The following is a 21,943-nucleotide window of genomic DNA, read 5'->3' as shown; positions in this document are numbered from 1 at the left end:
GAATTTATCCGGTTTTTTCCGATTTTTTTGAAAACCAGGTTTTGATGACCGCATGGACCAGTGTGGCCAGGGGGATGGCCAGAAACAGTCCCCAGAAGCCCCACAATCCCCCGAAAACCAGAATGGCCACGATAATGGCCACCGGATGGAGGTTGACCACCCCGGACAGCAGCAGCGGCACCAGGATGTTGCCGTCAATGAGCTGGATGATGCCGTATGCGATTACGGTGTAGGTAAATTCCGGGCTGATGCCCCACTGGAAAAAGGCCAGCAGCACCACCGGGATGGTCATCACCGTGGCCCCGATATAGGGGATCAGCACGGACAGGCCGATAAACAAAGACACCAGCATGGCAAAATTGAGCTCCAGGAGGGTAAAGGTGGCATAGCTCACCGTCCAGACGATAATGATTTCCCAGATTTTGCCCCGGACAAAATTGGCCACCTGATCGTTGACCTCCTGCCATACTTCTGTGGCCAGGTCCTTGTTTTTGGGCAGAAACTTTTGAAACCAGGAAATGATTCTGTCCTTGTCCTTGAGGAAAAACAGGACCAGCAGGGGAACGAGCACAAGATAGACCAGAATGGTGATCAGGTTTCGCACTGAGGCCACTGAAAAAACCACCGCACTCTGGCCCAGGCGCGTGAGCTCGGTTTTTAAAAAATTGATCACCTGTTTGATCTGATCTTCCGAGACCAGTTCAGGGTAGCGTTCCGGAAGCTGCATGAGCTGTTGTTGGCCGTTTGTGATCAGGGCGGGCAGTTCCTGGATCAATTGAGCGATCTGCCTGGAAAGCAGGGGCAGCAGCCCAATGATCAGGGCAAGAAAACAGATCATAAAAAGGGCAAAAGCCAGGGTAACGGCAATGGCCCTGGGAATGCGGCAGGTTTCGAGCCGGGATACGATGCCTTCGAGCAGGTAGGCGATGATCAGGCCCACAAACACCGGCTGCAGCATCCGGCCCAACAGAATCACCAGCAGAAATCCGCCCAGCAGCATTGCCCAGAGGATCACCACCTGGGGATCGGAAAATTTCCGGTGAAGCCAGTCCCGCATACTCCGGATCATTGAAGGCCTCTCAACGGACATGGCTTTCAAGCCAGGCTTCAAGATCCGTTAAAACCTGCTGCCGCCGGGACGGCTCTTCATTGTAGATTTCATGAAACAGGCCTGGATATACATGCAGGGTTTTGTCCGAAGCTCCGATATGTTCGAAAAATTTGCGGGAAGCGCCGGGATCCACCAGGCGGTCATCGCCTGCGGCCTGCAGCAGCAGGGGGACGCTCAGCAGGGGCGCATCCTGATTTGTCCGCTCCATTGTTTTGGTGATTTCCATAAACAAACGGGCGCTGACCCGGTCAAGGACCAGAGGGTCGCTGATATAGGCCTGGACCACCGAATCGTCGTGGCTGATATGTTCGGGCGTCAGCTGGTTGTCAAAGGTGAGCTGCGGCCGGATGCGCGACATAAGCCGGCCAAGGGCGGCTTTTACCGGGGGAATGGAAATCGCCGGGGCCAGGGCGGGAGATGATGCGATCACCCCGCTGACAGTGTCGCCAAAACGCTGTGCAAAGCGCAGCACCACAAGGCCGCCCATGCTGTGGCCCAGAATCAGCATGGGCAGATTTTCATCCATCTGCTGCCGGCATTTTTGGATCACCTGCATCAGGTCGTCTGTCAGGAGATCAAAGTCCCTCACATGACCCCGCGACCCGCCGCTTTGCCCGTGTCCCCGCTGGTCATGGGCAACAACCCGGATGCCTCTTTCGTTCAAAAATTTCGCCATTTGTTCATACCGGCCCGAATGTTCGCACAGACCGTGGACGATGACCATGTATGCGCGCGGGTCAGAGCCGGCCGGAAAGTGCCGGATAAACAACGGGGTGCCGTCTTTGGCAATCATCGTTTCGGTTGATTGTGAAGGGGAAGCTGACATGACTGCGTCCTTTTTTTGAGGGTTGTTCGCATTGCAATAAATGACAGCCTCAAAGACGGCATTGTTTAAATGCCGAGCTTGGACAGAAAAATACAGATATCGTTTACCGTGTCCACAAGCCTGGGATGGGATGTGCGAAAATCCCGGACTGATTGGCGCAGTCCCTGGATGGAGGTCTCCAGCAGATTGGGGTCCAGCTCTTCGCGGGTGGCTTCGTGGGCCGAGGCCTTGGTGAATTTTTTGATGCTTTCGGCCCGCTGCAGGTCGGTTTCAGCCAGGTCTGTGATCTCTTCGTTTAAGCGGCTGAGCAGTTCGTAGTATTCCTGTTTTTTGTTTTCCGGGATGTTTCCGGAAGTCTTGATTTTCTCCTCAAGTTTTGACAGTGTGTGCTTGAGCATAGGCCATCCTTGTTGTCAGGTTTTTTTGCAATCCTAACGTAATCTGGGTTTTATGACAAGATTGTTTTTCTTTTTATGTGGGTGGATACAAACGCTTCCGGCGGCTGTGGCGGGCAATGACAAATCCCTGTGAAGCCTGCGACATGGAGGAAAAGGTGTATGTCTGCTGCGGCCGGCACCCGGAAACCGGATTCCGGATGCCCCTGCAGATTGGTGAAAAACGGACGGTTCTGGCCTGCCCGTGCCTGGAGGCTTCAGGCAGGTGCACGGTCTACAGCCGGCGGCCTCAAGCCTGCCGGGCATTTTTCTGCGATGGGTTTGACACCTTCACATTCATGGCCGATATTTTCCCGGTCCCGACGTCCTGATATCTGTCCTCTGTCTTCTGCCTTCCGCCCTCTGCCCTCTGTATTCCAACCTCCGTCTTCTGCACCTATCCCTTGTATTTTCCCACAATGGCGATGCTGCAGATGTTCTGGAACGGAAAACCGCCCAGGTTGTGGGTCATTCCCAGCTGCGGGTTTTGGATCTGACGTTCCCCGGCCCGTCCATGGAACTGGAGATACATCTCGTAGAGCATCCGCAGCCCGGATGCACCTATGGGATGGCCGAAGCATTTCAGTCCCCCGTCGATCTGGCAGGGCACCTGGCCGCCGCGGTCGTAGAATCCGTCCATGATGTCGTGGACAGCCCTTCCGCGCTGGGAGATGTGCAGATCCTCGTAGGTGACCAGCTCTGTGATGGAAAAGCAGTCATGGAGTTCCATCATGCTGATTTCCTCTCTGGGGTTGTCAATGCCGGCCTCCTTGTAGGCCTCAGTGCTGCACTTTGCAGTGGTCATGAAATGATCCCCGTCCCAGTCGTTAAAACCGATTTCCTCGCCGCTGCTCAGGGCCAGCTGCAGGGCTTTGACAGATACAAAATCCTTTTTCCCCATCTTTTGTGCGATTTCCGGGGTCGTGACAATGGCGCAGGCCGACCCGTCGCTGACCCCGCAGCAGTCAAACAAACCCAGGGGATGAGCCACAATCGGGGCGGCCATGACCTGGTCCTCGGAGACTTTTTTTTGCAGATGCGCCTTGGGGTTCAGAGCCCCGTTTTCATGGCTTTTGGCCGATACGTGGGCCATGGCCCGTTTCAGATCCGCGTCCGGGATCCGGTACTTGGCGGCATAGGCGCTGGCCAGCTGGGCAAAAGAGCCCGGGGCGGTCAAATTCGGCCACCATTGCCACATGAGCGAGCCGGTGTTGGAGCCGCCTGCAGGCAGTCCGCCGTAGCCGGTATCCTTGAGTTTTTCCACACCCAGGGCCAGGCAGATGTCATATGCCCCGGATGCCACTGCATAACAAGCCCCCCTGAAAGCCTCGGTGCCGGTGGCGCAGTAATTTTCCACCCGGGTGACCGGAATCATGGGCAGCCTGAGAGTGGTGGCCAGGGGCATGGCGGTTTTGCCCACGTTGACTTCATCCATGCACGTGCCAAACCATGCGGCCTGGATATCTGCCGGTGCAATGCCGGCATCGGTCAGTCCCTCTTCAAAGGCTTCAAGCATGAGTTCTTCTGCGCCCACATCCCATCTTTCCCCGAAACGGGTGCATCCCATGCCGATGATTGCCACTTTATCCCTTATGCCTGTTGCCATATTCTGCCTCCTCATTTATCCTATGCTGTTCCGAAAATTCTTTGTTGCGGGTTTTCGGATTGATCAAATCGAAACGGATCGTTTTTCAGGGTGCTGTTTTGGCTTCCTGTGGTGACATCAATGCAAACAAAGCGGCATTGGCGTCATCAATGGGCTCTGCTCCGGTCATGTCCATGATTTGTTCAAAGTTTTCAGCCACCTCTTCGGGGGTGGGCGGGTTTTCGCCGCTGCCCAGCCTGGCGCCTTTGCCGGTGAGAATGGCGGCCCGGTTGAAATAGCCCATGCCGGCATTGTAGATACGACCCGATTCCCGGCACTGATCGCTTGCCAGATAGACCACCATGGGCGTGACCAGTTCGGGCTTCATCCGGTCGAGCATTTCCCGGGGCATAATGTCTTCGGTCAGTCGGGATGCGGCCAGGGGGGCGATGGTGTTGACGCAAATGTCGTATTTGGCCCCTTCCAGTTTCAGGGTGTTCATCATGCCCACCAGGGCCATTTTGGCGGCCGAATAATTGGCCTGGCCGAAGTTGCCGTATAGTCCGGCCGCCGAAGTGGTCATAATCACCCGGCCGTAGCCCTGGGTGCGCATGACCTCGAATGCCGGGCGGCTCACGTTGAAAGCGCCGTTTAAGTGAACCGCCAGCACTGCGTTCCAGTTTTCGGGTTCCATCTTGGTAAAGCTTTTGTCCCGAAGGATTCCGGCGTTGTTGATCACGATATCCACCCGGCCGTAATGTTTAAGGGCGCAGTCAATGATGTTTTGTCCGCTTTCGGCGGTGGCCACGTTATCATAATTGGCAACTGCCCGGCCGCCGGCCGCAGTGATTTCATCCACCACCTGCTGGGCCGGTGCAGCAGAGCCCCGGCCTGTGCCGTCTCTTGCACCGCCCAGATCATTGACCACCACACTGGCGCCCCGGGATGCCAGTTCCAGGGCATAGGCCCTTCCCAGGCCTCCGCCGGCCCCGGTGATCACCGCCACCTGGCCGTCAAAACGGATTTTCGCCATTTCTTCGACTGCTCCGGCAACGGGCCGGGCCTTCCAGAAGTAGTTGACAAAACCGCGCTCCTTGTCCTGGGTGCGTTTGCGAAACACCATCTGCATGGGCAGTCCCACCTTGACTTCAGATAGCTTGCAGTCGGTGAAATCGGCCATGAACCGGCCGCCGTTGTCAAACTGAATCATGCCGTAGATGTGGGGCGGGTCATAGGATACCGCCAGCATATCACCGGTAAACGTCTTGACCCGTGCGGGCTGGCCGGCAAACTCGTAATCCTGCTGGGTGTGGCGGGCTGTGCATCCGGGATTGACGCACACTTCGGTTTTGGGAAACTGGGGCGTTTCGCAGTTGCTGCATTTGCCGCCCACCAGCCCAAGGATCATTTTGCGTTTGCGCCACAGGGTGGTCATGGCCGTCTGGGTGGGGGCTTCTGCCCGGATGCCCATCTCCGGCTCCAGAAGATCCCGGAACACCAGCCACTTGGGGTAGTTGTCAACAGATTCCCGGTTGTCCAAAACGCTTTGAACCCTGGGCGTTTGTTTGAACCGGGCGATTTCTTCTGTGACTGTAAAGCACAGGGCATCACTTCCCTGGCCGAATCCGGCCACCACGATGTTTTCACCGGGCTCTGCGGCATCCAGGGCTGCGGCCAGCATCAAAAGTGCGTGGGCAGAACCGGTATCCCCGCAGACTTCGTGCATGTTGTCCATGACCTTTTCCGGGTCTGCCCCCAGTTTTCGGGCGATTTTTTTGTGCTCGGCCTTGAAATAGCAAGGATAGACCAGTCGGTCGATTTCATCGATACCCAGATTCAGCTTTTCTAAAAGCCCGTTGACAGCCTGGGGAATAATCTTTGAATAGCCCTCATCTCTTACCCAGCGCTCCTCCCAGGTATAATCGAACCGGTTCTGTGCTCCCCGGTAATGGTCCACAAAATCGCAGGATACGCAATAACTTCCCTGGTACTGGGCAATCACGTTTTTGCTGCCCACCACAAAGGAGGCCGCCCCGTCTCCGTACCACATCTCGTAAAAACCCCCGGGCTTGGTCTGGCGGCAGTCTGCGGCCGTGATCAGCAGGGTTTTGTCCGTTTTTCCCGCAGCCGCGTCCAGAGCGGTGGCCAGGGCCGTGGTCCCGGCCTTCTGGGCGGCGGTGAAATCCGCAGACGTGATGTCCTCGCGAAGATTTAAGGCGGTGGATACAATGCCGGCGTTTTGCCGGTCTGCAAAGGGAAACGAGGTGGATGCCAGATAAATCCCGTCAACAGTTTCTTTGTCCGCTTTCTGCAGGGCGTTTCTGGAAGCTTCCACGGACATGGTCAGTGCGTCTTCGTCCCAGTTGCACATGGAGCGCTCGCCCTGGGCCACCATGACAATGGCCGGGGCAAACCAGCCCATGGCCTGGTAGATGGCTGAACGCGAAAGCCGAAGCCGGGGTATGTATGCGCCGTATGAAGTGATGCCGATCATGTTTTCACTCCTTTTTTTTATTTTTAAAGTGTTGGCAGCGGTTCAGACAATTTATAGGGCAAAGAGTTTCTCAATGAGCTGGGATTTCATCACGTCTCCGCTGATTTTGAGTTTGCCCGCGGTAAAGGCCTGCATGGCCGGCAGTTCGCCGTTGATCATGGCAAGAAAATCATGATCTGCCATTTTCAGTGTGCAGGTGGGGTTTTCATGGGTTCCCGGCGACACCGTGCAGGCTCCCTCTGATACAGCACAATACCAGTCACCGCCCGTATCCCCGGAGATATGATACTGAAAGACCACGTCCACGCCCCTGGCCGCATCCGGGTTAAAGGCCCGGGGCATGGCTTCAAACACGGCGGCCGGATCGGTGAATTTTTTCGAATCCGCGGATTCTCCATTATCTCTGGCCGGCCGGGAAAACGCGTTGATCACGTCTGCCACCTGCTCGTTTAATTCCCTGTATTCTTTGCCGTCTTTCAGGGACTGGATCTGATTGAGTGTGCCTTTCACCTGTTCGGCCGTGGGAATCGATTCCGGATCTCCTGCCACGGCGCCCGGGCCGGTGATGACTGCGGCGCGGTTAAAGCTGCCCATGCCGGCGTTGTAAATATGGCCGGAAACCGGACATCTCTCAGAGCAGAGAAATATCACCAGTGGTGAGACAAATTCAGGGCGGAGCTTGTCGAGAAATTCGGCGGGCATTACGTCCTCGGTGAGCCGGGAGGCGGCCAGGGGGGCGACGGTATTGACAAAAATGTTGTGGTTGCGGCCTTCGAGCTTGAGGGTGTTCATCAATCCCACCAGACCCATTTTGGCGGCTGAATAGTTGGCCTGGCCGAAATTGCCGTAAAGCCCGGCGGCTGAAGTGGTCATGATGATCCGGCCGTAGCCCTTTTCGCGCATAACGGAAAATGCCGGCCGGGTGACGTTGCAGGCCCCGTTTAAGTGCACGTCGAGCACGGCCTGCCAGGTGTCGGGAGTCATTTTCACAAAGCTTTTGTCCTGCAGAATCCCGGCGTTGTTAATCAGGATGTCCACGGTGCCGTAGTTTTCCAGGGCGGTCTGCACGATGTTTTGCCCGCCTTCTGCCGTGGCCACGCTGTCGTAGCTGGCAACAGCTTCTCCGCCTTTGGCAGTGATTTCATCCACCACCTTCTGGGCCGGGGTTGCAGATCCCTGGCCTGTGCCGTCTCTGGCACCGCCCAGGTCGTTGACCACCACCTTTGCCCCCCTGCGGGCCAGGTCCAGGGCGTAAGTTCTGCCCAGGCCCCCGCCTGCGCCGGTGACAATGGCCACTTGTCCGTCAAAACGAATTTGGTCCTTGGGTACTTCGCCGTATTCAAATATGCCGTTTGTGATCACTGTATCGCCGGTTTTTTCATTGACCACCTCCCAGGCAGCCCGGCCGGGTTCAAGTTCCCAGATGCGGGTCTTGATAGGATCTCCCGGATAAAGGGCCTTTGAAAACCGGCAGTCCAATCTGTGCATGCGTTCGGGTTCGCCCGGAATCAGTTTGGCAATCAGGGCCCGGCATGCAAAACCGTGCGTGCACAGGCCGTGCATGATGGGTTTTTCAAACCCGGCCATTTTGGCAAATTCCGGATCCACGTGAAGCTGGAACACGTCTCCGGAAAGCCGGTATAAAAGGGGCTGATCCGGGGACGGATGATCCTTTGTCTCAAAGTCAGGGGCCCGGTCCGGGATGGGGGTTTGTACCTTTGGGGCGGGTTTTCCGCCGAACCCGCCGTCGAGCCGGGAAAAGATTTTGATAATGCTTGTAAACAGGCGCTTTCCACTGGAGTGACGTGTGATGCTTTTGCCTTCGATGATCGCACCCTTGTCGCCTCCCATGTCATAGATATCCGTGATTTCACCCTCGGTGATCAGCTCGCCTTCGGCGGGGATGGGATTGTGAAAGATCAGCTGCTGTTCGCCGTGCAGGATTCCGGCAAGGTTGACTTCGGCCTTGATTCCGAAATGCATCAGAAAGTCAAACACCGCTGCAACCCCGAAACTGGGAATCACTTTGAGATCCTTTTCATAGACGTAGTTGAGTTCCTCGAAACCCGCCCCCACGCCCAGGGCGTACAGGGCCGCATCTTTCCAGGTATACGGCGTGGTGACAGGGCCGATTTTTTTCCCGACGGCATCCAGGTTCAGGGCCATGGGCCTTCCTCCTTGATTTGATGGGTTGGCAATGTTTTGGAATCCCTAACAGATCGGTGTAGTTGGAATAAGTGTTATTTTATATAAGTTCGATAAGTTAAAGCTTTAGAGCGATTTATTCCAGCAAATGATGGGGAGAATCATAAAATGTTTTTTCATCGTATGTCAAAGGATTTTTCAAAAGCTTGCATCCATGCCGGCACACATGGAAAAAATCTGCTTTCGGTCAATGACATTGCCGGCCCGGTGCCGGGGGGCGGGCAAATTTTTGATCTTTTCTGAATCGGGTTTATTATGATAAGATAAACAGCGTTTTGCTATCGATTGGTTGATTTTTTACCCCAATGGAAAGGATATGGATTATGCCTATCGGACTGCTTGCAGCATTTGCTTTTCTGCCCATTCTGGTTGCACTTGTGCTCATGGTTGGCTTTCGATGGCCGGCCACCCGGGCCATGCCGCTGGCCTGGCTGGTGGCTGCCGCAGCCGGTGTGTTTGTCTGGAAAATGGACGTTGTGGTCGTGGCCGCCTCAACACTTCAGGGATTTGCCTCTGCCGTCACTGTTTTGCTGATTGTTTTCGGCGCCCTGATGATCTTATACACCTTGTCTGAAAGCGGGGGCATGGAGACCATTAATCACGGTTTCCACGGCATTTCCAGGGACCGCCGGGTCCAGGTCATCATTATTGCCTTTATATTTGAGGCATTTCTCGAAGGCGCGGCCGGATTCGGCACGCCTGCGGCCATTGCCGGCCCGCTTTTGATGAGCCTGGGCTTTCCGGCACTGGCCGCGGTTCTGGTGGCCCTGATTTTAAACTCCGTACCGGTTACCTTCGGAGCTGTGGGCACGCCTATTTGGTTTGGTCTCAAAAACCTGTCCCACAAGGTGGAGGGCGCCATCGCCCAGGCCGGCCCGGCGGGCATCGGGTTTTCTGACATGGACGGATTCTACATGTTTATCGGCAAGTGGGCATCGGTGTTTCATTCGGTCATGGCCTTTATCTTGCCCATTTTTGTGGTTTGTTTCATGACCCGCCTGTTTGGCCAGAACCGGTCCTGGAAAGAAGGCCTTGCAGTATGGAAGTTCTCCCTGTTTGCGTCAGCGGCCTTTGTGATTCCCTATCTGGGTTCGGCCTTTTTTATCGGCGAGGAATTTCCGGCCTTAATCGGCGGGCTCGTTGGTCTGCCCATTGTTTTGTATGCCGCGAAAAACAGCTGGTTTCTGCCGGAGCAGGCCTGGGATTTCGGTCCTCAGTCTGAGTGGGAGGCGGAATGGACCGGAGAGATTGCCACGGAAACAGATATTTCGTTTAAACCGCAAATGAGCCAGGTGCGCGCCTGGATGCCCTATGTGCTCATCGGTCTGATACTGGTGCTCACAAGGGTCCAGTTTCTGCCTCTGGTGGACTGGGTCAAGGCCTGGAGCATCGGGGCTTCGGGGATCCTGGGTCAGTCCGGCATCGACTATGCCCTCCAGCCCCTGTATAATCCGGGAGTTGTACCGTTTATCCTGGTGGCGGTGCTGACGGTGTTTCTCCACGGCATGTCCGCTGGAAAAGTCAAAAAGGCCTGGGGCCAGGCGTTTAAGCGCATGAAAAACCCCACCATCGCCCTGCTTTTTGCCGTGGCCCTGGTGCAGATTTTTAAAAATTCCAGCATGAATCCCATGGAATATGCCTCCATGCCCCTGTCTATGGCACAGGCCGTGGCCGCGGTCACCGGCGGGTCCTGGCCCTTGTTTGCATCATTTATCGGTGCGCTGGGCTCGTTTATCACCGGCAGCAACACGGTATCAGACCTGCTGTTTGCCGAATTCCAGTATGATATTGCAACAGCCCTTGAACTGCCCCGCCAGATTATCGTGGCCCTGCAGGCAGTGGGGGGCGCCATGGGCAACATGGTCTGCATCCACAATATTGTTGCCGCATCGGCCACAGTGGGCCTGGTGGGCATGGAAGGCGTGATTTTAAAGCGAAATGTGATTCCCCTGCTTCTCTACGGGGTCGTGGTGGGCATAATGGGAATGGTTTTTGCCTACATTATTTTTCCGGGGGTGTTTTAAGAATCTCAAATCGGCAATCACCTTGGCTGACAGGGGGAGGTGAAAAAGGAGTTTCCTTTTTTATTTAACACTAACTGTAAAAAAGACCTTCTACGGTGCCATTCATTTATACATGGGATATGTTAAAGCAATGCAGAAAGGCATAAACAATGACGGATAAACAAGTGGTCCGCCGCTTTGAACAAATCGTGGGGGCCGGAAATGTCATGGCCGCAGAGGCTGATCGGCAGGCCTATGCCTATGATGCGGCCGTGCTCGATTCGGTGGTGCCGGCGCTGGTGGTCCGGCCCGAAACCATGGAGCAGCTCGGGCAGGTGGTGGCCCTGTGCAATGAAAACGGGCTGCCGCTGACCGTGCGCGGCTCGGGCACCAATTTGAGCGGCGGTACCATACCCAGCAGTACCCGGTCCGTGGTGGTGGTCACAAACGGGTTGGCCCGGATTTTGGAAATCAACACCGAAGATCTTTATGCAGTGGTGGAGCCCGGGGTGATCACCGCTAAATTTGCAGCTGCTGTTGCGGAAAAAGGACTTTTTTATCCCCCGGATCCCGGCAGTCAGGCCGTGTCTACCCTGGGCGGCAATGTGGCGGAAAATGCAGGCGGCCTGCGGGGATTAAAATACGGCGTGACCAAGGATTACGTCATGGGCGTGGAGTTTTTTGATGTCAACGGCGAATTGGTCAAATCCGGATCCAGAACCGTGAAGTGCGCCACGGGTTTTAACCTTTCCGATCTCATGGTGGGATCAGAGGGGCTTTTGGGGGTATTTGCCCGCATTGTCCTAAAACTCATTCCCCCGCCCAAGGCTTCCCAGGCCATGACCGCGGTGTTTGATTCCGTGGAAAAGGCCTCCGAGACCGTGTCCGCCATTATTGCAGACCGGATTGTGCCGTGCACCCTGGAATTTCTCGACAACTTCACCATCCGGACCGTGGAGGACTTCCGGCATGCGGGCCTGCCGGTGGATGCCGAAGCTCTTTTGTTAATCGAGGTGGACGGTCATCCGGCCGAAGTACAGGAGGATTCGGAAAAAATTCAGAAAATTTGCCGGAAAAAGGGTGCTGTCAGCGTCCAGGCGGCGGCCAACGCAGAGGAAAAGGATTTGATCTGGCAGGCCAGGCGCGATGCGCTGCCCGCACTTGCACGTCTGAAGCCCACAACCGTGCTCGAGGACGCAACCGTGCCCCGAAGCCGCATACCGGAAATGGTCAAAAAGATCAAGGAAATCAGCCAAACCTATAACCTGGATATCGGCACCTTCGGCCACGCTGGTGACGGCAACCTGCATCCCACCATTTTGACAGACAAAAGGAATCATGAAGAGTATGCCCGGGTGGAAAAGGCCATTGACGATATCTTTGAGGCTGCCCTGGCCATGGGGGGCACCCTTTCAGGGGAGCACGGCATTGGTCTGGCCAAGCAAAAATATATGGAAACAGAGACCAGCCGGGGCACGATCCTGTATTCCCGGATGCTCAAACAGACCTTTGACCCCAAAAACATCCTGAATCCGGGCAAGATGATCGGAGAATAGCCCATGGCAGATATCGCTGAACTGGTTCGGCTCCTAAAGGAGTTGGAAGACGATCTTGTTTCCTGCACCCGCTGCGGCATGTGCCAGGCCGTATGCCCCTTATACGGTGAGACCGGACGGGAAACCGATGTGGCACGGGGAAAACTGGTTCTTGTGGAAAATTTGAGCCAGGAAATTCTGGATGACCCGGAAGCGGTCAAAGAGCGCCTGGACAGGTGCCTGTTGTGCGGGTCCTGTGCGGCGGCATGCCCGGGCGGGGTGCCGGTGCTGGACGTGTTTTTAAAGGCCCGGGCCATTATCACCGGTTATTTGGGCCTGTCACCATTCAAAAAAGCCATTTTCCGGGGGTTTTTGTCCAATCCGGATCGGTTTGACAGCCTGATGCAATGGATGGGCCGCCTGCAGGGGCCCTTTACCCGGAGTGTGAACAAAACCCTCGGTTCCTCCTGCGCCCGTTTCATGTCCCCGGTTATCGGTGATCGCCATTTTATGCCCATTGCCGCCGAGGCTTGGCACAAAAAGGCCCATCGGGACTTTTCAGAGCCCAGGCAAAGCGGTCGGACCCGGGTGGTTTTCTACCCCGGCTGTCTGGTGGACAAGGTCCTGCCGCGTGTTGCAGAAGCGGCCATGGAGGTGTTTGCCTTCCATGGGGTGGATGTTTATGTGGCCGCCCAGGTGCCCTGCTGCGGGATTCCGGCTTTATCCGCCGGGGATGTGCAGACGTTTTCCCATTTGGTGGGAAAAAACATCCGGATTTGGCAAGACCTGGATTTTGACTATCTGGTCACCCCCTGCGCGACGTGCACTTCCACCATCGCCAAGCTCTGGCCCGCCATGGAAACCTATATCACCGGCGATTCCGGGAAAATCCGGGATCAGATTCCCGGCATTGTTGAAAAAACCCGGGATATCAATGCGTTTTTCGTGGATGTGATGGGTGTGCAGGCAAAGCAACCGGCCGATTCTGGAACCGTGACTTACCATGACCCCTGTCATTTGAAAAAGTCTTTGGGGATTGCCAAACAACCCAGAACCATACTGGCGGCGGCCGGCTCGCTGCAGCTTTCGGAGATGTCTGATGCAGACCGGTGCTGCGGGATGGGCGGCAGTTTTAACCTGGCGCATTATGAATTGTCCAAAAAAATTGGCGCCAAAAAGCGCGATGCCATTTTGGCCACGGGCGCGGATACTGTGGCCACGGGGTGTCCGGCCTGCATGCTGCAGATCATTGACCTGCTCTCCCATGCGCAAAGCAGCATCCGGGTGTGCCATCCCATTGAGTTATACGCCCAAAGCCTCAGGCAAACCGCCGGCCCGGCCAGGGCTGAGAATCAAAAATGACCCTGATTCACTAAAGGACAAACCGTCATGAACAGATCCGAAGTTACAGCACAGTTTACACAAAAGGCCCGGGCGGTTTCGGCCACCGTGAAAACCGTGTCCACAATGGACGATGCCCTGGCCCATGCCGTGGACGTGTGTGCGCAAAAACAGGCCTGCGCCATTCTGGCTTCGGGCTGCGAGCACGCGCTTTCTGACCCGGCCGAGGAGTTGTGCGGTTTAAAGCAGTGGGAAAAACTTATTGCCGCCCCGAATCTTGAAGACCGGGACGCCCAATCTCTGAAATCGTTGTGCCGGCCGGCCGGCATCGGCCTGATCCAAAGGGGACTGGCCGCCTATGCCGGCGGCATTGATGTGGGGTTAACCCTTGCCGATTTTGCTATTTCCGAGACTGGTACCCTGGTGATCAACTGTCCGGATGAGGACCTGCGTCTGGCCACCATGATCAGTGAAGTGCATGTGGCCGTGCTCAATGCCGGCGATATTTACGCGGATTCTTATGATATCGCTGACAAGCTATCCGGGTTTTTCGCCAAATCCGATTATACCGCATTTATCACCGGCGCCAGCCGCACAGCCGATATCGAGCGGGTCCTTACCCTTGGCGTGCACGGCCCCCTGGACCTGCACGTTTTGATCATTGACGGGCAATCCTCTTCGTAAGGGAGATTTTCATGCAGACAGCAGACAATCTGGGGCAATACCGCAAGCAGTTGGCAGAGGCCCTGGGAAATACATTTCAGCGAAAGGCCCTGGACAATTTTGCCGTGGCCTACCGCGACGGCCGGGATGCCAATTTCGCCGGCATTGACCGCGACGGACTGATAGAAAATATCGGCACGGCAAAGGATGCAGCCATGTCCCGGCTCGATGAACTCTTTCGGCAGTTTTGCCAAAAGGCCGAGGCCGCCGGGGCAAAGGTGCATTTTGCCGGCTCTGATGTGGAGGCCAATGAGATCATTTCGCAGATTGCAGCAGAGAACAACTGCTCCCGGATTGTTAAATCCAAGTCCATGACCGCAGAGGAAACCCTGCTGAACCATTTTCTGGAAAACCGGGGCTACGAGGTCATTGAAACCGACCTGGGCGAGTGGATCATTCAGCTGCGCGGCGAGGGGCCCTCTCACATGGTCATGCCCGCCATTCATCTTTCCAGAAACGAGGTTTCCCGTCTGTTTTCGGAAGTGACCGGAAAGCAGCAGGACACAGACATTGAAAAACTGGTCAAGGTGGCCCGCAGGGAGCTGCGCCAGCGTTTTGTCAGCGCGGACATGGGGGTTTCGGGCGCCAATTTCGCCATTGCTGAAACCGGTACCCTGGGCATTGTATCCAACGAGGGAAACGTGCGCCTGGTGACCACCATGCCCCGGGTGCACGTGGCCCTGGTGGGTATTGACAAGCTGATTCCAACGGTCTTTGAAGCCCTTCAGGTGTTAAAGGGTCTGCCCAGAAATGCCACCGGCCAGGCCATCACCTCATATGTGACCTGGATTACCGGTGCCAATCCGTCTGCAGCCTCGGGTTCTGGCAGAAAAATCATGCATATCGTGTTTCTGGACAACGGACGAAGCGCTCTGGCAAAGGACCCGGTTTTCTCCCAGGCCCTTCGCTGCGTGCGGTGCGGGGCGTGCGCCAATGTCTGCCCCATCTACCGCCTGGTGGGCGGGCATGCATATGGGCACATCTATATCGGTGCCATCGGATTGATTCTGACCTATTTTTTCCACGGCCGGGACAAGGACAAGAACCTGATTGAAAACTGCTTAAACTGCCAGGCCTGCAAACAGGTGTGCGTTGCCGGCATTGATCTGCCCCGCCTGATCCGGGAAGTGCACACCATGGTGGAGCAAGGGGGAAAAAAGCCGGTGCTCAGTTCCCTGGCCGGGTTTGTGCTCAAAAGACGGCCCTTGTTTCACGCGCTTTTGCGAAGCGGCCGATACGCCCAAAAGCCGGTTACCGGAAACACCCCTTACATGCGGCATCTGCCCGGGATTTTTTTTCGCGATCACGAATTTAAGGCCCTGCCGGCCCTGGCCAAAAAACCCTTCCGGGATCAGTGGGATCCGGTCCCTTTTTCACCGGCCCGGCCGCAATACCGGGTGGCCCTGTTTTCCGGATGTCTGCAGGACTTTGTATACCCTGAGCAGCTTTTGTCAGGCCTGGAGCTGCTGGCAGGCGGCAGAATCGAGGTGGTTTTTGTCCGTCAGCAGGGCTGCTGCGGTCTGCCCCTGTATATGCTGGGCGAACATGAGGCCGCCGCAGACCTGGCTGCCTGGAACATCGGAAATATGGATCCCGGCGACTACGACTATATTTTGACTTTCTGTGCCTCGTGCGGATCCCACATGAAGGAGAACTACCCGCATCTTTTGGCCAAACATTCCGGCGTCGGGGTCAGGGCCCGGCAGTTTGCGGAAAAAGTAATTGATTTCAGCTCCTTTGTCATGCGCATGGGCCTGGGAGAGGACCAAGGGCAAGAGGCCCGGGCGGAAAAAACCAGGGCTGCCTATCACGCCCCCTGCCACCTGTGCCGGGGCATGGGCGTGCGCCAGCCGCCCCGGGGGCTTCTGGAAAGGGCAGGGTATGAATATGCGGCCCATGGCGAGGAAGAGACCTGCTGCGGGCTGGGGGGGACGTATTCCTTCAAGTTTCCGGAAATTTCAGCCACGATTCTGGACAAAAAATTGGCTGCGGTCTCCGAAACCGGGGCCGACATTCTGGTCACCGATTGTCCGGGATGCGTGATGCAACTGCGGGGCGGGGCAAAAAAGCAGAAACGGCCCTTTGCAGTGCTGCATATGGCCGAGGCCATCACCGGCGGGAAAGTCAAATAGCGGTTCAGGGTTGCAAGTCCGGGGTTTTATGCTACTGCTGTATGATTTTTTTCGGTTTCCACACGGTTGCGTCCGTTTGCCTTGGCCGCGTACAGGGCCCGGTCCGCCCGGAGCAGTGTGGTGTCGATATCTTCTGTTGGCCGGTACAGGGCCACGCCAATGGATATGGTGACGCCGAGCTCCCCGGAAATGTCGGGAAACCGGAGGCCGGCAACCTGGGAACGCATTTTTTCCGCTTTGACAGCCGCTCCGGCAATGGGCGTCCGGGGCAGCACCAGCAAAAACTCCTCCCCGCCGTAGCGGCCGAATGCGTCGATATTGCGGATGTCCCGGGATATGCTGCAGGCGATGTGACAAAGGATTTCATCTCCTGCCATATGCCCGTAAATATCATTGACCTGCTTGAAATGATCAATGTCGAGCAGGCATATGGAAAAGGGTGTTGCCCCCCGGCTGCAGCGGTTTGTTTCCTGGGTGAGCACCTCGAATAATCGGCGGCGGTTGCTGACTTCTGTTAAGGGATCAATATTGACCAGCTTGTCGATTTTTTCGATTGCACTGCTCAGTTCCTGGTTGCGCAGGCGCAGTTTTTCCCGGAGGCTGCTGATATATCCGCCGATAACCGACATGGAAAACAAAACCAGTGCAAAGGCGATGATCTGTATCCATTCCAGGGAGGCATTCAGCGCTTCGGGCTTTTTTGTCCAAAGGACGAAAATCAGAAGGACATAAAGAGACAGGATCCAGAGACATGCCATGAGAAATCCCCGGGTATCGAGTTCCAGTATTCCGTATATTATTGCCAGCAGCAAAACCAGCATGAATATGGCCCGGGCATGGCCGTGTTCCAGAAAATACATCACATACAGGGCGGGAAGGCAGGACACCGTGATATGCAGGGCAGTGAGGCTGGGGTCCCGGAATTTCAGGTTGATGTTTTTCCGGATCAGAAACAGGATGGTGAAATTGATGACAAACACGAATGCGGCAAAATGATAGATCACTTTTTCCGGCAGCAGGCCCTGGGACCAGCACAGCACCACCAGGCTCATGGGTACCAGGTAGGTGGCAAAGGCCATGGCGTGGCGCCGCATGCGCAGGGTTTGTTTTTGTTTTGTATGGTTGTCAATCATGGCTGAACCATATACAATTTAAGGAGGCGTGTTATGCTCGATGCCCAACAAACGGCCCTGGTGGTCATTGATGTCCAGGGAAAACTGGCCCGGACCGTATCGGATTCCCAAAAGGTGGTGAGCAATGTCGAAAAACTGATTCGCGGTGCCAATCTTTTTGAGCTGCCGGTTATTGTCACCGAGCAGCATCCCGTGGGTCTCGGTCCCACCATTGAAGCGCTGCAGCCGCTTTTCACCAATGTTTCCATGGTGGAAAAAATGACGTTTAATGCCTGCATGACCCCTTATTTTGTCCAGGTCATGGAGCAGGCCGGCCGCCGCAAAATCCTGATCTGCGGTCTTGAAGCCCATATATGCGTGCACCAGACCGTATACGGGCTGCTGGGCCGGGGTTTTCAGGTGCATGTGGCCTCTGATGCCATATCCTCCCGGACCGCCTGGAACCGCAATATGGCCATTGAGCGAATGCGCGCCCGGGGTGCGGTGATTTCCACAACCGAGATGGCCCTTTTTGAATTGATGCAGGATGCCAATGATGACCGGTTCCGGGAGTTTGCCCGGATTGTTAAATAGTTTTTAGTTTCTATATTTTCAAGATATTTATTTGTGATTGACAGTAAAGGGTTTGCTGAATTATACATCAAGTGATGGAATCAAACGCTGGATTGAAACTGTTTTTTTATTATATTGATTTTTTATCCGTCCGGCAAGCTTTCTTTTGGAGGAAAAACCATGCCAGATGCCAAAACCGGTGCTTTAAAGGGCATTACCGTTATTGATCTGTCCCGTCTGCTGCCTGGGCCTTATGCGTCCATGATTCTCGCCGATCATGGTGCCCGGGTTATTGTCGTTGAAGACAAACGCTTTGCAGGTGAATTTTTCCCGGACAATGCGGTCAATCGGGGCAAGGAGCATATTTGCCTGAATTTAAAGTCAGAGGCTGGGAAAAAGATTTTTTTTGAACTGGTCCGGGATGCCGACGTGGTGCTCGAAGGCTTCCGCCCCGGTGTGACAGCCCGTTTGGGAGTGGATTATGAATCGGTCAGGGCGGTCAACCCGGCTATTGTTTACTGCTCCATTACCGGTTACGGCCAGAGCGGGGATTATGCCGGCATTGTGGGCCATGATTCCAATTATCTCAGCGTGGCCGGCGTGCTGGGCTTAATCGGCGAGGCAGATGGCCGGCCGGTGATTCCGGGCATCCAGATCGCGGACATGGCCGGCGGGGGGATGAATGCGGTGATCGGGATCATGATGGCCCTGTTTTCCCGTGAAAAAACCGGCAGCGGCCAGTACATTGACATTTCCATGACAGACGGGTGCCTGAGCCTGCTCTCGCTTGCCCTAAACATCCAGCAGACCGCAGGTCAGGCCGTGGAACGCGGCAACTGGTTTCTGTCCCACAGGTATGCCTGCTACAATACCTATGAAACCGCAGACGGCCGGTATCTTTCCATTGGTGCGGTGGAAAACCGGTTTTGGAAAAATTTGTGCGATTTTTTCCAGGTTCCCGAATACATCCCGCTGCAGTATGATGACGCACGCCGGAAGGAAATTCTTGATTTTTTCGAACAACAATTTCGCTCCCAAACCCTTTTGCACTGGCAGAAGGCCTTTGAAAGCGCCGAGATTTGCTGGGCGCCGGTAAAAGATCTTTCCGAGGCCCTTGCAGATCCGGTATTTTCCCAGAGGGATATGGTGCTGGAACTGGTCAGCCAACAGGGCCGGCGGCTGACGGCCCTGGGTGCGGTGGCCAAGTTGTCTCAAACCCCGGCCCGTGTTTCCCAGTTTCCGCCCGAATTTGGCGAAAACACCAGACAGGTGCTTGCAGAGCTTGGTTACAAGGATGCAGTAATCGATGACCTGGCCGGCCGGGGCGTGATCTGACCGGGGGCGGGCGGCTATTGTTGGTATTTGAAAAATATTGAATTGTTGATGCATACGTAAAAAGTCGGATTGTAAATGGTGCCACCAATTGTTCAATGATACAGGCGAAGGCTATAATGGCAACATCACTTGAAAAGGCAAAACAGAATCCCGAGTCCATGAAGGCCCGCATTCTTGAGGCAGCCCGGAAAATTTTCGGCGAATACGGGTTTCATGGCACAACCACACGCATGATCGCAAAGGCCGTGGATATTGATATCTCCACCCTCTATTATCACTGGGGGGAAAAGGGGGATTTATACGAAGCCGTGATCCGGGATATCAATGACGGGCTGGGAAACAAGCTTATCGAGGTGGAAACGATCATCAAAGGAAAACCCCTGGCGCAGCGTTTGGATATCGCCATTGAGCAGATGGTGGATTATTTGTTTGAAAATCCGGAAATATCCAACCTGACCCTTCACCGGTATTTCATGAAAACACGCCATGGAAGTATTCTGGATTTCCGGGTGCCGGAGTATCTCTCAGATATTGCCTATTCCATGGGGCTTGCCCCGGACCGCAAGGATGTGCCGGTGGAAGCCCGCATGAAAGTGCTTTATATCATGAATGCCATTCACAATTTTGTGTCCGGGGAAAATTTTTTCCGTCCCATGCTGGGTATGGAGCGGCGGCAATACATCCAGCATGCCAAAGATACCCTTCAGTTTTTCAATCTGGCCGCCTTTACATAAAAGCTGGTTTTATCGCGGGGGCTTTAGGTTGAGCTGCTTTAAGCGGTTTAGGATTTTTTCCTGCACCCGCAGCAGATCCTGTTTGAGAATTTCGAGTTCCTCCATGCGGCTTTCAATTTCCTTGAGCTTTCTTCTGCCGTAGGAATAGGCTTTTTTTAACTGCTGTTCCTCGTCTGTGTCAAAATTGCCCATGCCGATCATTTCCGCGATTTCATCCAGGGAGTAGCCCAGCCGTTTGCCGCGCAGAATCAGTTTCAGCCTTGCCCGGTCCCGGCGGTCGTAAATGCGGTGGTTGCCCTTGGTGCGCTCCGGGGTGATCAGGCCCTTTTCCTCGTAGAAACGAATGGCCCGCGTGCTGATATCCAGTTCTTCTGCCAGTTCGGAAATAGAGTATGTGATTTCTTTCTGGGTTTTCATCCGGGTCATGATGCTTGCTCCGATAGAATGGCGGTAACCGCTTTGCCGCACAGGGCCTCGTCTGAAGCGGATCCGTTGATTTGACAGGCCACGCGGGTGCCCTGCAGGCCGCATGCATTTTCCACGTAAACGGGGATGTAGTTGTCTGTGATGCCCCTGGACAATCCGGATTGCCCTGTATTTTCGATTTCAATGACCACATCCAGGGTTTTTCCGGTCATTTTTTCATAAAATTGCTGTTTCTTTTTCTCCCCCAGCCGCCGCAGCATCTGGCAGCGTTGTTTGATCACGGCTGCGGGAACCGGATTGTCAAACCCGGCCGCCCGGGTTCCGGGCCTGGGAGAGAACGGGAATACGTGCAGATATGTCACCGGCAGGGCTTCAATGAGTTCAAACGTGCGGGTAAAGGCGGAATCGTCTTCCCCGGGAAATCCCACGATAACGTCAACGCCGATTGCGGCATCCGGAAAAAGGCCATGGATGGTTTCAATGCGTTCTGCAAAGACTTGCGGGGTATAGGGCCTTTTCATTTTTTGCAGAATCGATGCATCCCCGCTTTGCAAGGGTATGTGAAAATGAGGGCAGATTCTTTCTGATTCATAAATTGTTTGAAGCAGGGTATCGGTGATTTCCGCGGGCTCAACAGACGACAGGCGGATGCGGTGGCCGCCGTTAACGGAATCCAGAAGAACAAGCAGGCCGGCGAGATCCATTTGCGGGGTGAGGTCTTGGCCGTATTTGCCGATGTGCACGCCGGTTAGGACAATTTCAGGTGAATTGGCATCAGCCAGGGCACGGAATTCGGAAATCACAGCATCTGCCGGCAGGCTTCTGCTTCGGCCCCTTGTATAGGGGACAATGCAATAGGTGCAAAAGGAATTGCAGCCGTCCTGGATTTTTAAAAAAGGCCGGGTCCGGAACACCCCTGCGGCCGGAGCGGGCATGGGCGCAAAACGGCGCGGCCCGGAAATATCGCTGTGCCGGATTATCGGGCTGTTAAAACAAGTAAGCGCCGGTTTTGGGGTGCCCAAATGTTTAAGAGCGCTTCCGATTTCAATGATCCGGTGCTTTTCGCCCTGACCGATGACATAATCCACGCCTTTGATATCGCCAAGCGCTTTGGGGTCATTCTGGGCATAGCAGCCGGTGACAACAATCACAGCATTGGAATGGCCGCGGACGGCTTTGCGGATGGCCTGCCTGGACTGCATGGCGGCTTTTTGGGTGACCGCGCATGTGTTGATTATGCAAAGGTCCGCATCTTCCTGCGGGCCGGCAAGCTTCCAGTTTTTTTGGCGTACAAATCCCGCTGCCAGGGATTCGGTCTCGGCCTGGTTGACTTTGCAGCCGAGGGTGATGATTTTAAGAAGCTTATTCATGGTT

Annotated in this window: 18 protein-coding genes; 9 read left to right on the top strand and 9 right to left on the bottom strand. The window is 55.2% G+C overall.

The annotated features are described in order from the left end of the window. Positions 1-4: 4 nt before the first annotated feature. The 3 genes from HNR65_RS09810 to HNR65_RS09800 all read right to left on the bottom strand — a co-directional run bounded on the left by HNR65_RS09810 (position 5) and on the right by HNR65_RS09800 (position 2,335). Positions 5-1,069 (bottom strand): AI-2E family transporter, encoded by a 1,065-nt coding sequence (locus HNR65_RS09810; protein ID WP_181551304.1) that lies wholly within the window; start codon positions 1,067-1,069, stop codon positions 5-7. A gap of 10 nt (positions 1,070-1,079) precedes the next feature. Then, positions 1,080-1,937: an alpha/beta hydrolase gene (locus HNR65_RS09805; protein ID WP_181551303.1), complete on the bottom strand. Its 858-nt coding sequence runs from the start codon at positions 1,935-1,937 to the stop codon at positions 1,080-1,082. A gap of 65 nt (positions 1,938-2,002) precedes the next feature. Further along, positions 2,003-2,335 (bottom strand): DUF4404 family protein, encoded by a 333-nt coding sequence (locus tag HNR65_RS09800; protein ID WP_181551302.1) that lies wholly within the window; start codon positions 2,333-2,335, stop codon positions 2,003-2,005. Positions 2,336-2,451: 116 nt separating this feature from the next. On the opposite strand from HNR65_RS09800, the gene HNR65_RS09795 reads away from it, so the two are divergent. Then, positions 2,452-2,703 (top strand): hypothetical protein, encoded by a 252-nt coding sequence (locus HNR65_RS09795; RefSeq protein ID WP_181551301.1) that lies wholly within the window; start codon positions 2,452-2,454, stop codon positions 2,701-2,703. Between the two features lie 65 nt (positions 2,704-2,768). On the opposite strand, the gene HNR65_RS09790 is transcribed toward HNR65_RS09795, so the two are convergent. The 3 genes from HNR65_RS09790 to HNR65_RS09780 all read right to left on the bottom strand — a co-directional run bounded on the left by HNR65_RS09790 (position 2,769) and on the right by HNR65_RS09780 (position 8,616). Next, positions 2,769-3,977, bottom strand: coding sequence for an acetyl-CoA acetyltransferase (locus HNR65_RS09790; protein ID WP_181551300.1), 1,209 nt, complete (start codon positions 3,975-3,977; stop codon positions 2,769-2,771). An 85-nt stretch (positions 3,978-4,062) separates the two neighbouring features. Continuing rightward, positions 4,063-6,450, bottom strand: coding sequence for an SDR family NAD(P)-dependent oxidoreductase (locus HNR65_RS09785; protein WP_181551299.1), 2,388 nt, complete (start codon positions 6,448-6,450; stop codon positions 4,063-4,065). A gap of 51 nt (positions 6,451-6,501) precedes the next feature. Further along, positions 6,502-8,616, bottom strand: coding sequence for an SDR family oxidoreductase (locus HNR65_RS09780; protein WP_181551298.1), 2,115 nt, complete (start codon positions 8,614-8,616; stop codon positions 6,502-6,504). Between the two features lie 362 nt (positions 8,617-8,978). On the opposite strand from HNR65_RS09780, the gene HNR65_RS09775 reads away from it, so the two are divergent. From HNR65_RS09775 to ldhH, 5 genes are all read left to right on the top strand, one after another. Then, positions 8,979-10,679 carry an L-lactate permease gene (locus HNR65_RS09775; RefSeq protein WP_181551297.1) on the top strand — a complete coding sequence of 567 codons (1,701 nt, stop codon included), beginning with the start codon at positions 8,979-8,981 and terminating at the stop codon, positions 10,677-10,679. Positions 10,680-10,828: 149 nt separating this feature from the next. Further along, positions 10,829-12,214 (top strand): FAD-binding oxidoreductase, encoded by a 1,386-nt coding sequence (locus HNR65_RS09770; RefSeq protein WP_181551296.1) that lies wholly within the window; start codon positions 10,829-10,831, stop codon positions 12,212-12,214. A gap of 3 nt (positions 12,215-12,217) precedes the next feature. Beyond that, on the top strand, positions 12,218-13,555 hold the full coding sequence (locus tag HNR65_RS09765; RefSeq protein WP_181551295.1) for a (Fe-S)-binding protein: 1,338 nt from the start codon (positions 12,218-12,220) through the stop codon (positions 13,553-13,555). A 27-nt stretch (positions 13,556-13,582) separates the two neighbouring features. Further along, the gene (locus tag HNR65_RS09760; protein ID WP_181551294.1) at positions 13,583-14,218 is read left to right on the top strand and encodes a LutC/YkgG family protein; all 636 of its coding nucleotides are present in this window, start codon (positions 13,583-13,585) and stop codon (positions 14,216-14,218) included. Between the two features lie 11 nt (positions 14,219-14,229). After that, complete coding sequence (ldhH, locus tag HNR65_RS09755; protein WP_181551293.1) at positions 14,230-16,389, top strand: L-lactate dehydrogenase (quinone) large subunit LdhH; 2,160 nt, start codon at positions 14,230-14,232, stop codon at positions 16,387-16,389. A gap of 26 nt (positions 16,390-16,415) precedes the next feature. On the opposite strand, the gene HNR65_RS09750 is transcribed toward ldhH, so the two are convergent. Further along, on the bottom strand, positions 16,416-17,522 hold the full coding sequence (locus HNR65_RS09750) for a GGDEF domain-containing protein (RefSeq protein WP_181551292.1): 1,107 nt from the start codon (positions 17,520-17,522) through the stop codon (positions 16,416-16,418). Between the two features lie 33 nt (positions 17,523-17,555). On the opposite strand from HNR65_RS09750, the gene HNR65_RS09745 reads away from it, so the two are divergent. From HNR65_RS09745 to HNR65_RS09735, 3 genes are all read left to right on the top strand, one after another. Further along, a complete protein-coding gene (locus HNR65_RS09745; RefSeq protein WP_181551291.1) occupies positions 17,556-18,095 on the top strand; it encodes a hydrolase in 540 nt (179 codons plus the stop codon). 159 nt (positions 18,096-18,254) lie between these two features. Next, positions 18,255-19,409: a CaiB/BaiF CoA transferase family protein gene (locus HNR65_RS09740; protein WP_181551290.1), complete on the top strand. Its 1,155-nt coding sequence runs from the start codon at positions 18,255-18,257 to the stop codon at positions 19,407-19,409. A 116-nt stretch (positions 19,410-19,525) separates the two neighbouring features. Continuing rightward, positions 19,526-20,143: a TetR/AcrR family transcriptional regulator gene (locus HNR65_RS09735; RefSeq protein ID WP_232364727.1), complete on the top strand. Its 618-nt coding sequence runs from the start codon at positions 19,526-19,528 to the stop codon at positions 20,141-20,143. Between the two features lie 9 nt (positions 20,144-20,152). On the opposite strand, the gene HNR65_RS09730 is transcribed toward HNR65_RS09735, so the two are convergent. Next, complete coding sequence (locus HNR65_RS09730; RefSeq protein ID WP_220128345.1) at positions 20,153-20,569, bottom strand: MerR family transcriptional regulator; 417 nt, start codon at positions 20,567-20,569, stop codon at positions 20,153-20,155. Next, entirely contained in the window at positions 20,566-21,939 is a 1,374-nt protein-coding gene (gene mtaB, locus HNR65_RS09725; RefSeq protein WP_181551289.1) for a tRNA (N(6)-L-threonylcarbamoyladenosine(37)-C(2))-methylthiotransferase MtaB, read from the bottom strand. Before mtaB ends, HNR65_RS09730 begins: the two co-directional genes overlap by 4 nt. Between the last annotated feature and the right edge of the window lie 4 nt (positions 21,940-21,943).

Origin of the sequence: Desulfosalsimonas propionicica (assembly GCF_013761005.1) — a bacterium.
Taxonomy (GTDB): domain Bacteria; phylum Desulfobacterota; class Desulfobacteria; order Desulfobacterales; family Desulfosalsimonadaceae; genus Desulfosalsimonas; species Desulfosalsimonas propionicica.
Note: the sequence above shows the minus strand (reverse complement) of the source record. Positions and strands in the feature narration are given on the sequence as shown.

Excerpts from the sequence above, each read along its gene's own strand:
- HNR65_RS09810 (WP_181551304.1), bottom strand. The coding sequence starts at position 1,069 with ATGATCCGGAGTATGCGGGACTGGCTTCACCGGAAATTTTCCGATCCC.
- HNR65_RS09805 (WP_181551303.1), bottom strand. The coding sequence starts at position 1,937 with ATGTCAGCTTCCCCTTCACAATCAACCGAAACGATGATTGCCAAAGAC.
- HNR65_RS09800 (WP_181551302.1), bottom strand. The coding sequence starts at position 2,335 with ATGCTCAAGCACACACTGTCAAAACTTGAGGAGAAAATCAAGACTTCC.
- HNR65_RS09795 (WP_181551301.1), top strand. The coding sequence starts at position 2,452 with ATGACAAATCCCTGTGAAGCCTGCGACATGGAGGAAAAGGTGTATGTC.
- HNR65_RS09790 (WP_181551300.1), bottom strand. The coding sequence starts at position 3,977 with ATGGCAACAGGCATAAGGGATAAAGTGGCAATCATCGGCATGGGATGC.
- HNR65_RS09785 (WP_181551299.1), bottom strand. The coding sequence starts at position 6,450 with ATGATCGGCATCACTTCATACGGCGCATACATACCCCGGCTTCGGCTT.
- HNR65_RS09780 (WP_181551298.1), bottom strand. The coding sequence starts at position 8,616 with ATGGCCCTGAACCTGGATGCCGTCGGGAAAAAAATCGGCCCTGTCACC.
- HNR65_RS09775 (WP_181551297.1), top strand. The coding sequence starts at position 8,979 with ATGCCTATCGGACTGCTTGCAGCATTTGCTTTTCTGCCCATTCTGGTT.
- HNR65_RS09770 (WP_181551296.1), top strand. The coding sequence starts at position 10,829 with ATGACGGATAAACAAGTGGTCCGCCGCTTTGAACAAATCGTGGGGGCC.
- HNR65_RS09765 (WP_181551295.1), top strand. The coding sequence starts at position 12,218 with ATGGCAGATATCGCTGAACTGGTTCGGCTCCTAAAGGAGTTGGAAGAC.
- HNR65_RS09760 (WP_181551294.1), top strand. The coding sequence starts at position 13,583 with ATGAACAGATCCGAAGTTACAGCACAGTTTACACAAAAGGCCCGGGCG.
- ldhH (WP_181551293.1), top strand. The coding sequence starts at position 14,230 with ATGCAGACAGCAGACAATCTGGGGCAATACCGCAAGCAGTTGGCAGAG.
- HNR65_RS09750 (WP_181551292.1), bottom strand. The coding sequence starts at position 17,522 with ATGATTGACAACCATACAAAACAAAAACAAACCCTGCGCATGCGGCGC.
- HNR65_RS09745 (WP_181551291.1), top strand. The coding sequence starts at position 17,556 with ATGCTCGATGCCCAACAAACGGCCCTGGTGGTCATTGATGTCCAGGGA.
- HNR65_RS09740 (WP_181551290.1), top strand. The coding sequence starts at position 18,255 with ATGCCAGATGCCAAAACCGGTGCTTTAAAGGGCATTACCGTTATTGAT.
- HNR65_RS09735 (WP_232364727.1), top strand. The coding sequence starts at position 19,526 with ATGGCAACATCACTTGAAAAGGCAAAACAGAATCCCGAGTCCATGAAG.
- HNR65_RS09730 (WP_220128345.1), bottom strand. The coding sequence starts at position 20,569 with ATGACCCGGATGAAAACCCAGAAAGAAATCACATACTCTATTTCCGAA.
- mtaB (WP_181551289.1), bottom strand. The coding sequence starts at position 21,939 with ATGAATAAGCTTCTTAAAATCATCACCCTCGGCTGCAAAGTCAACCAG.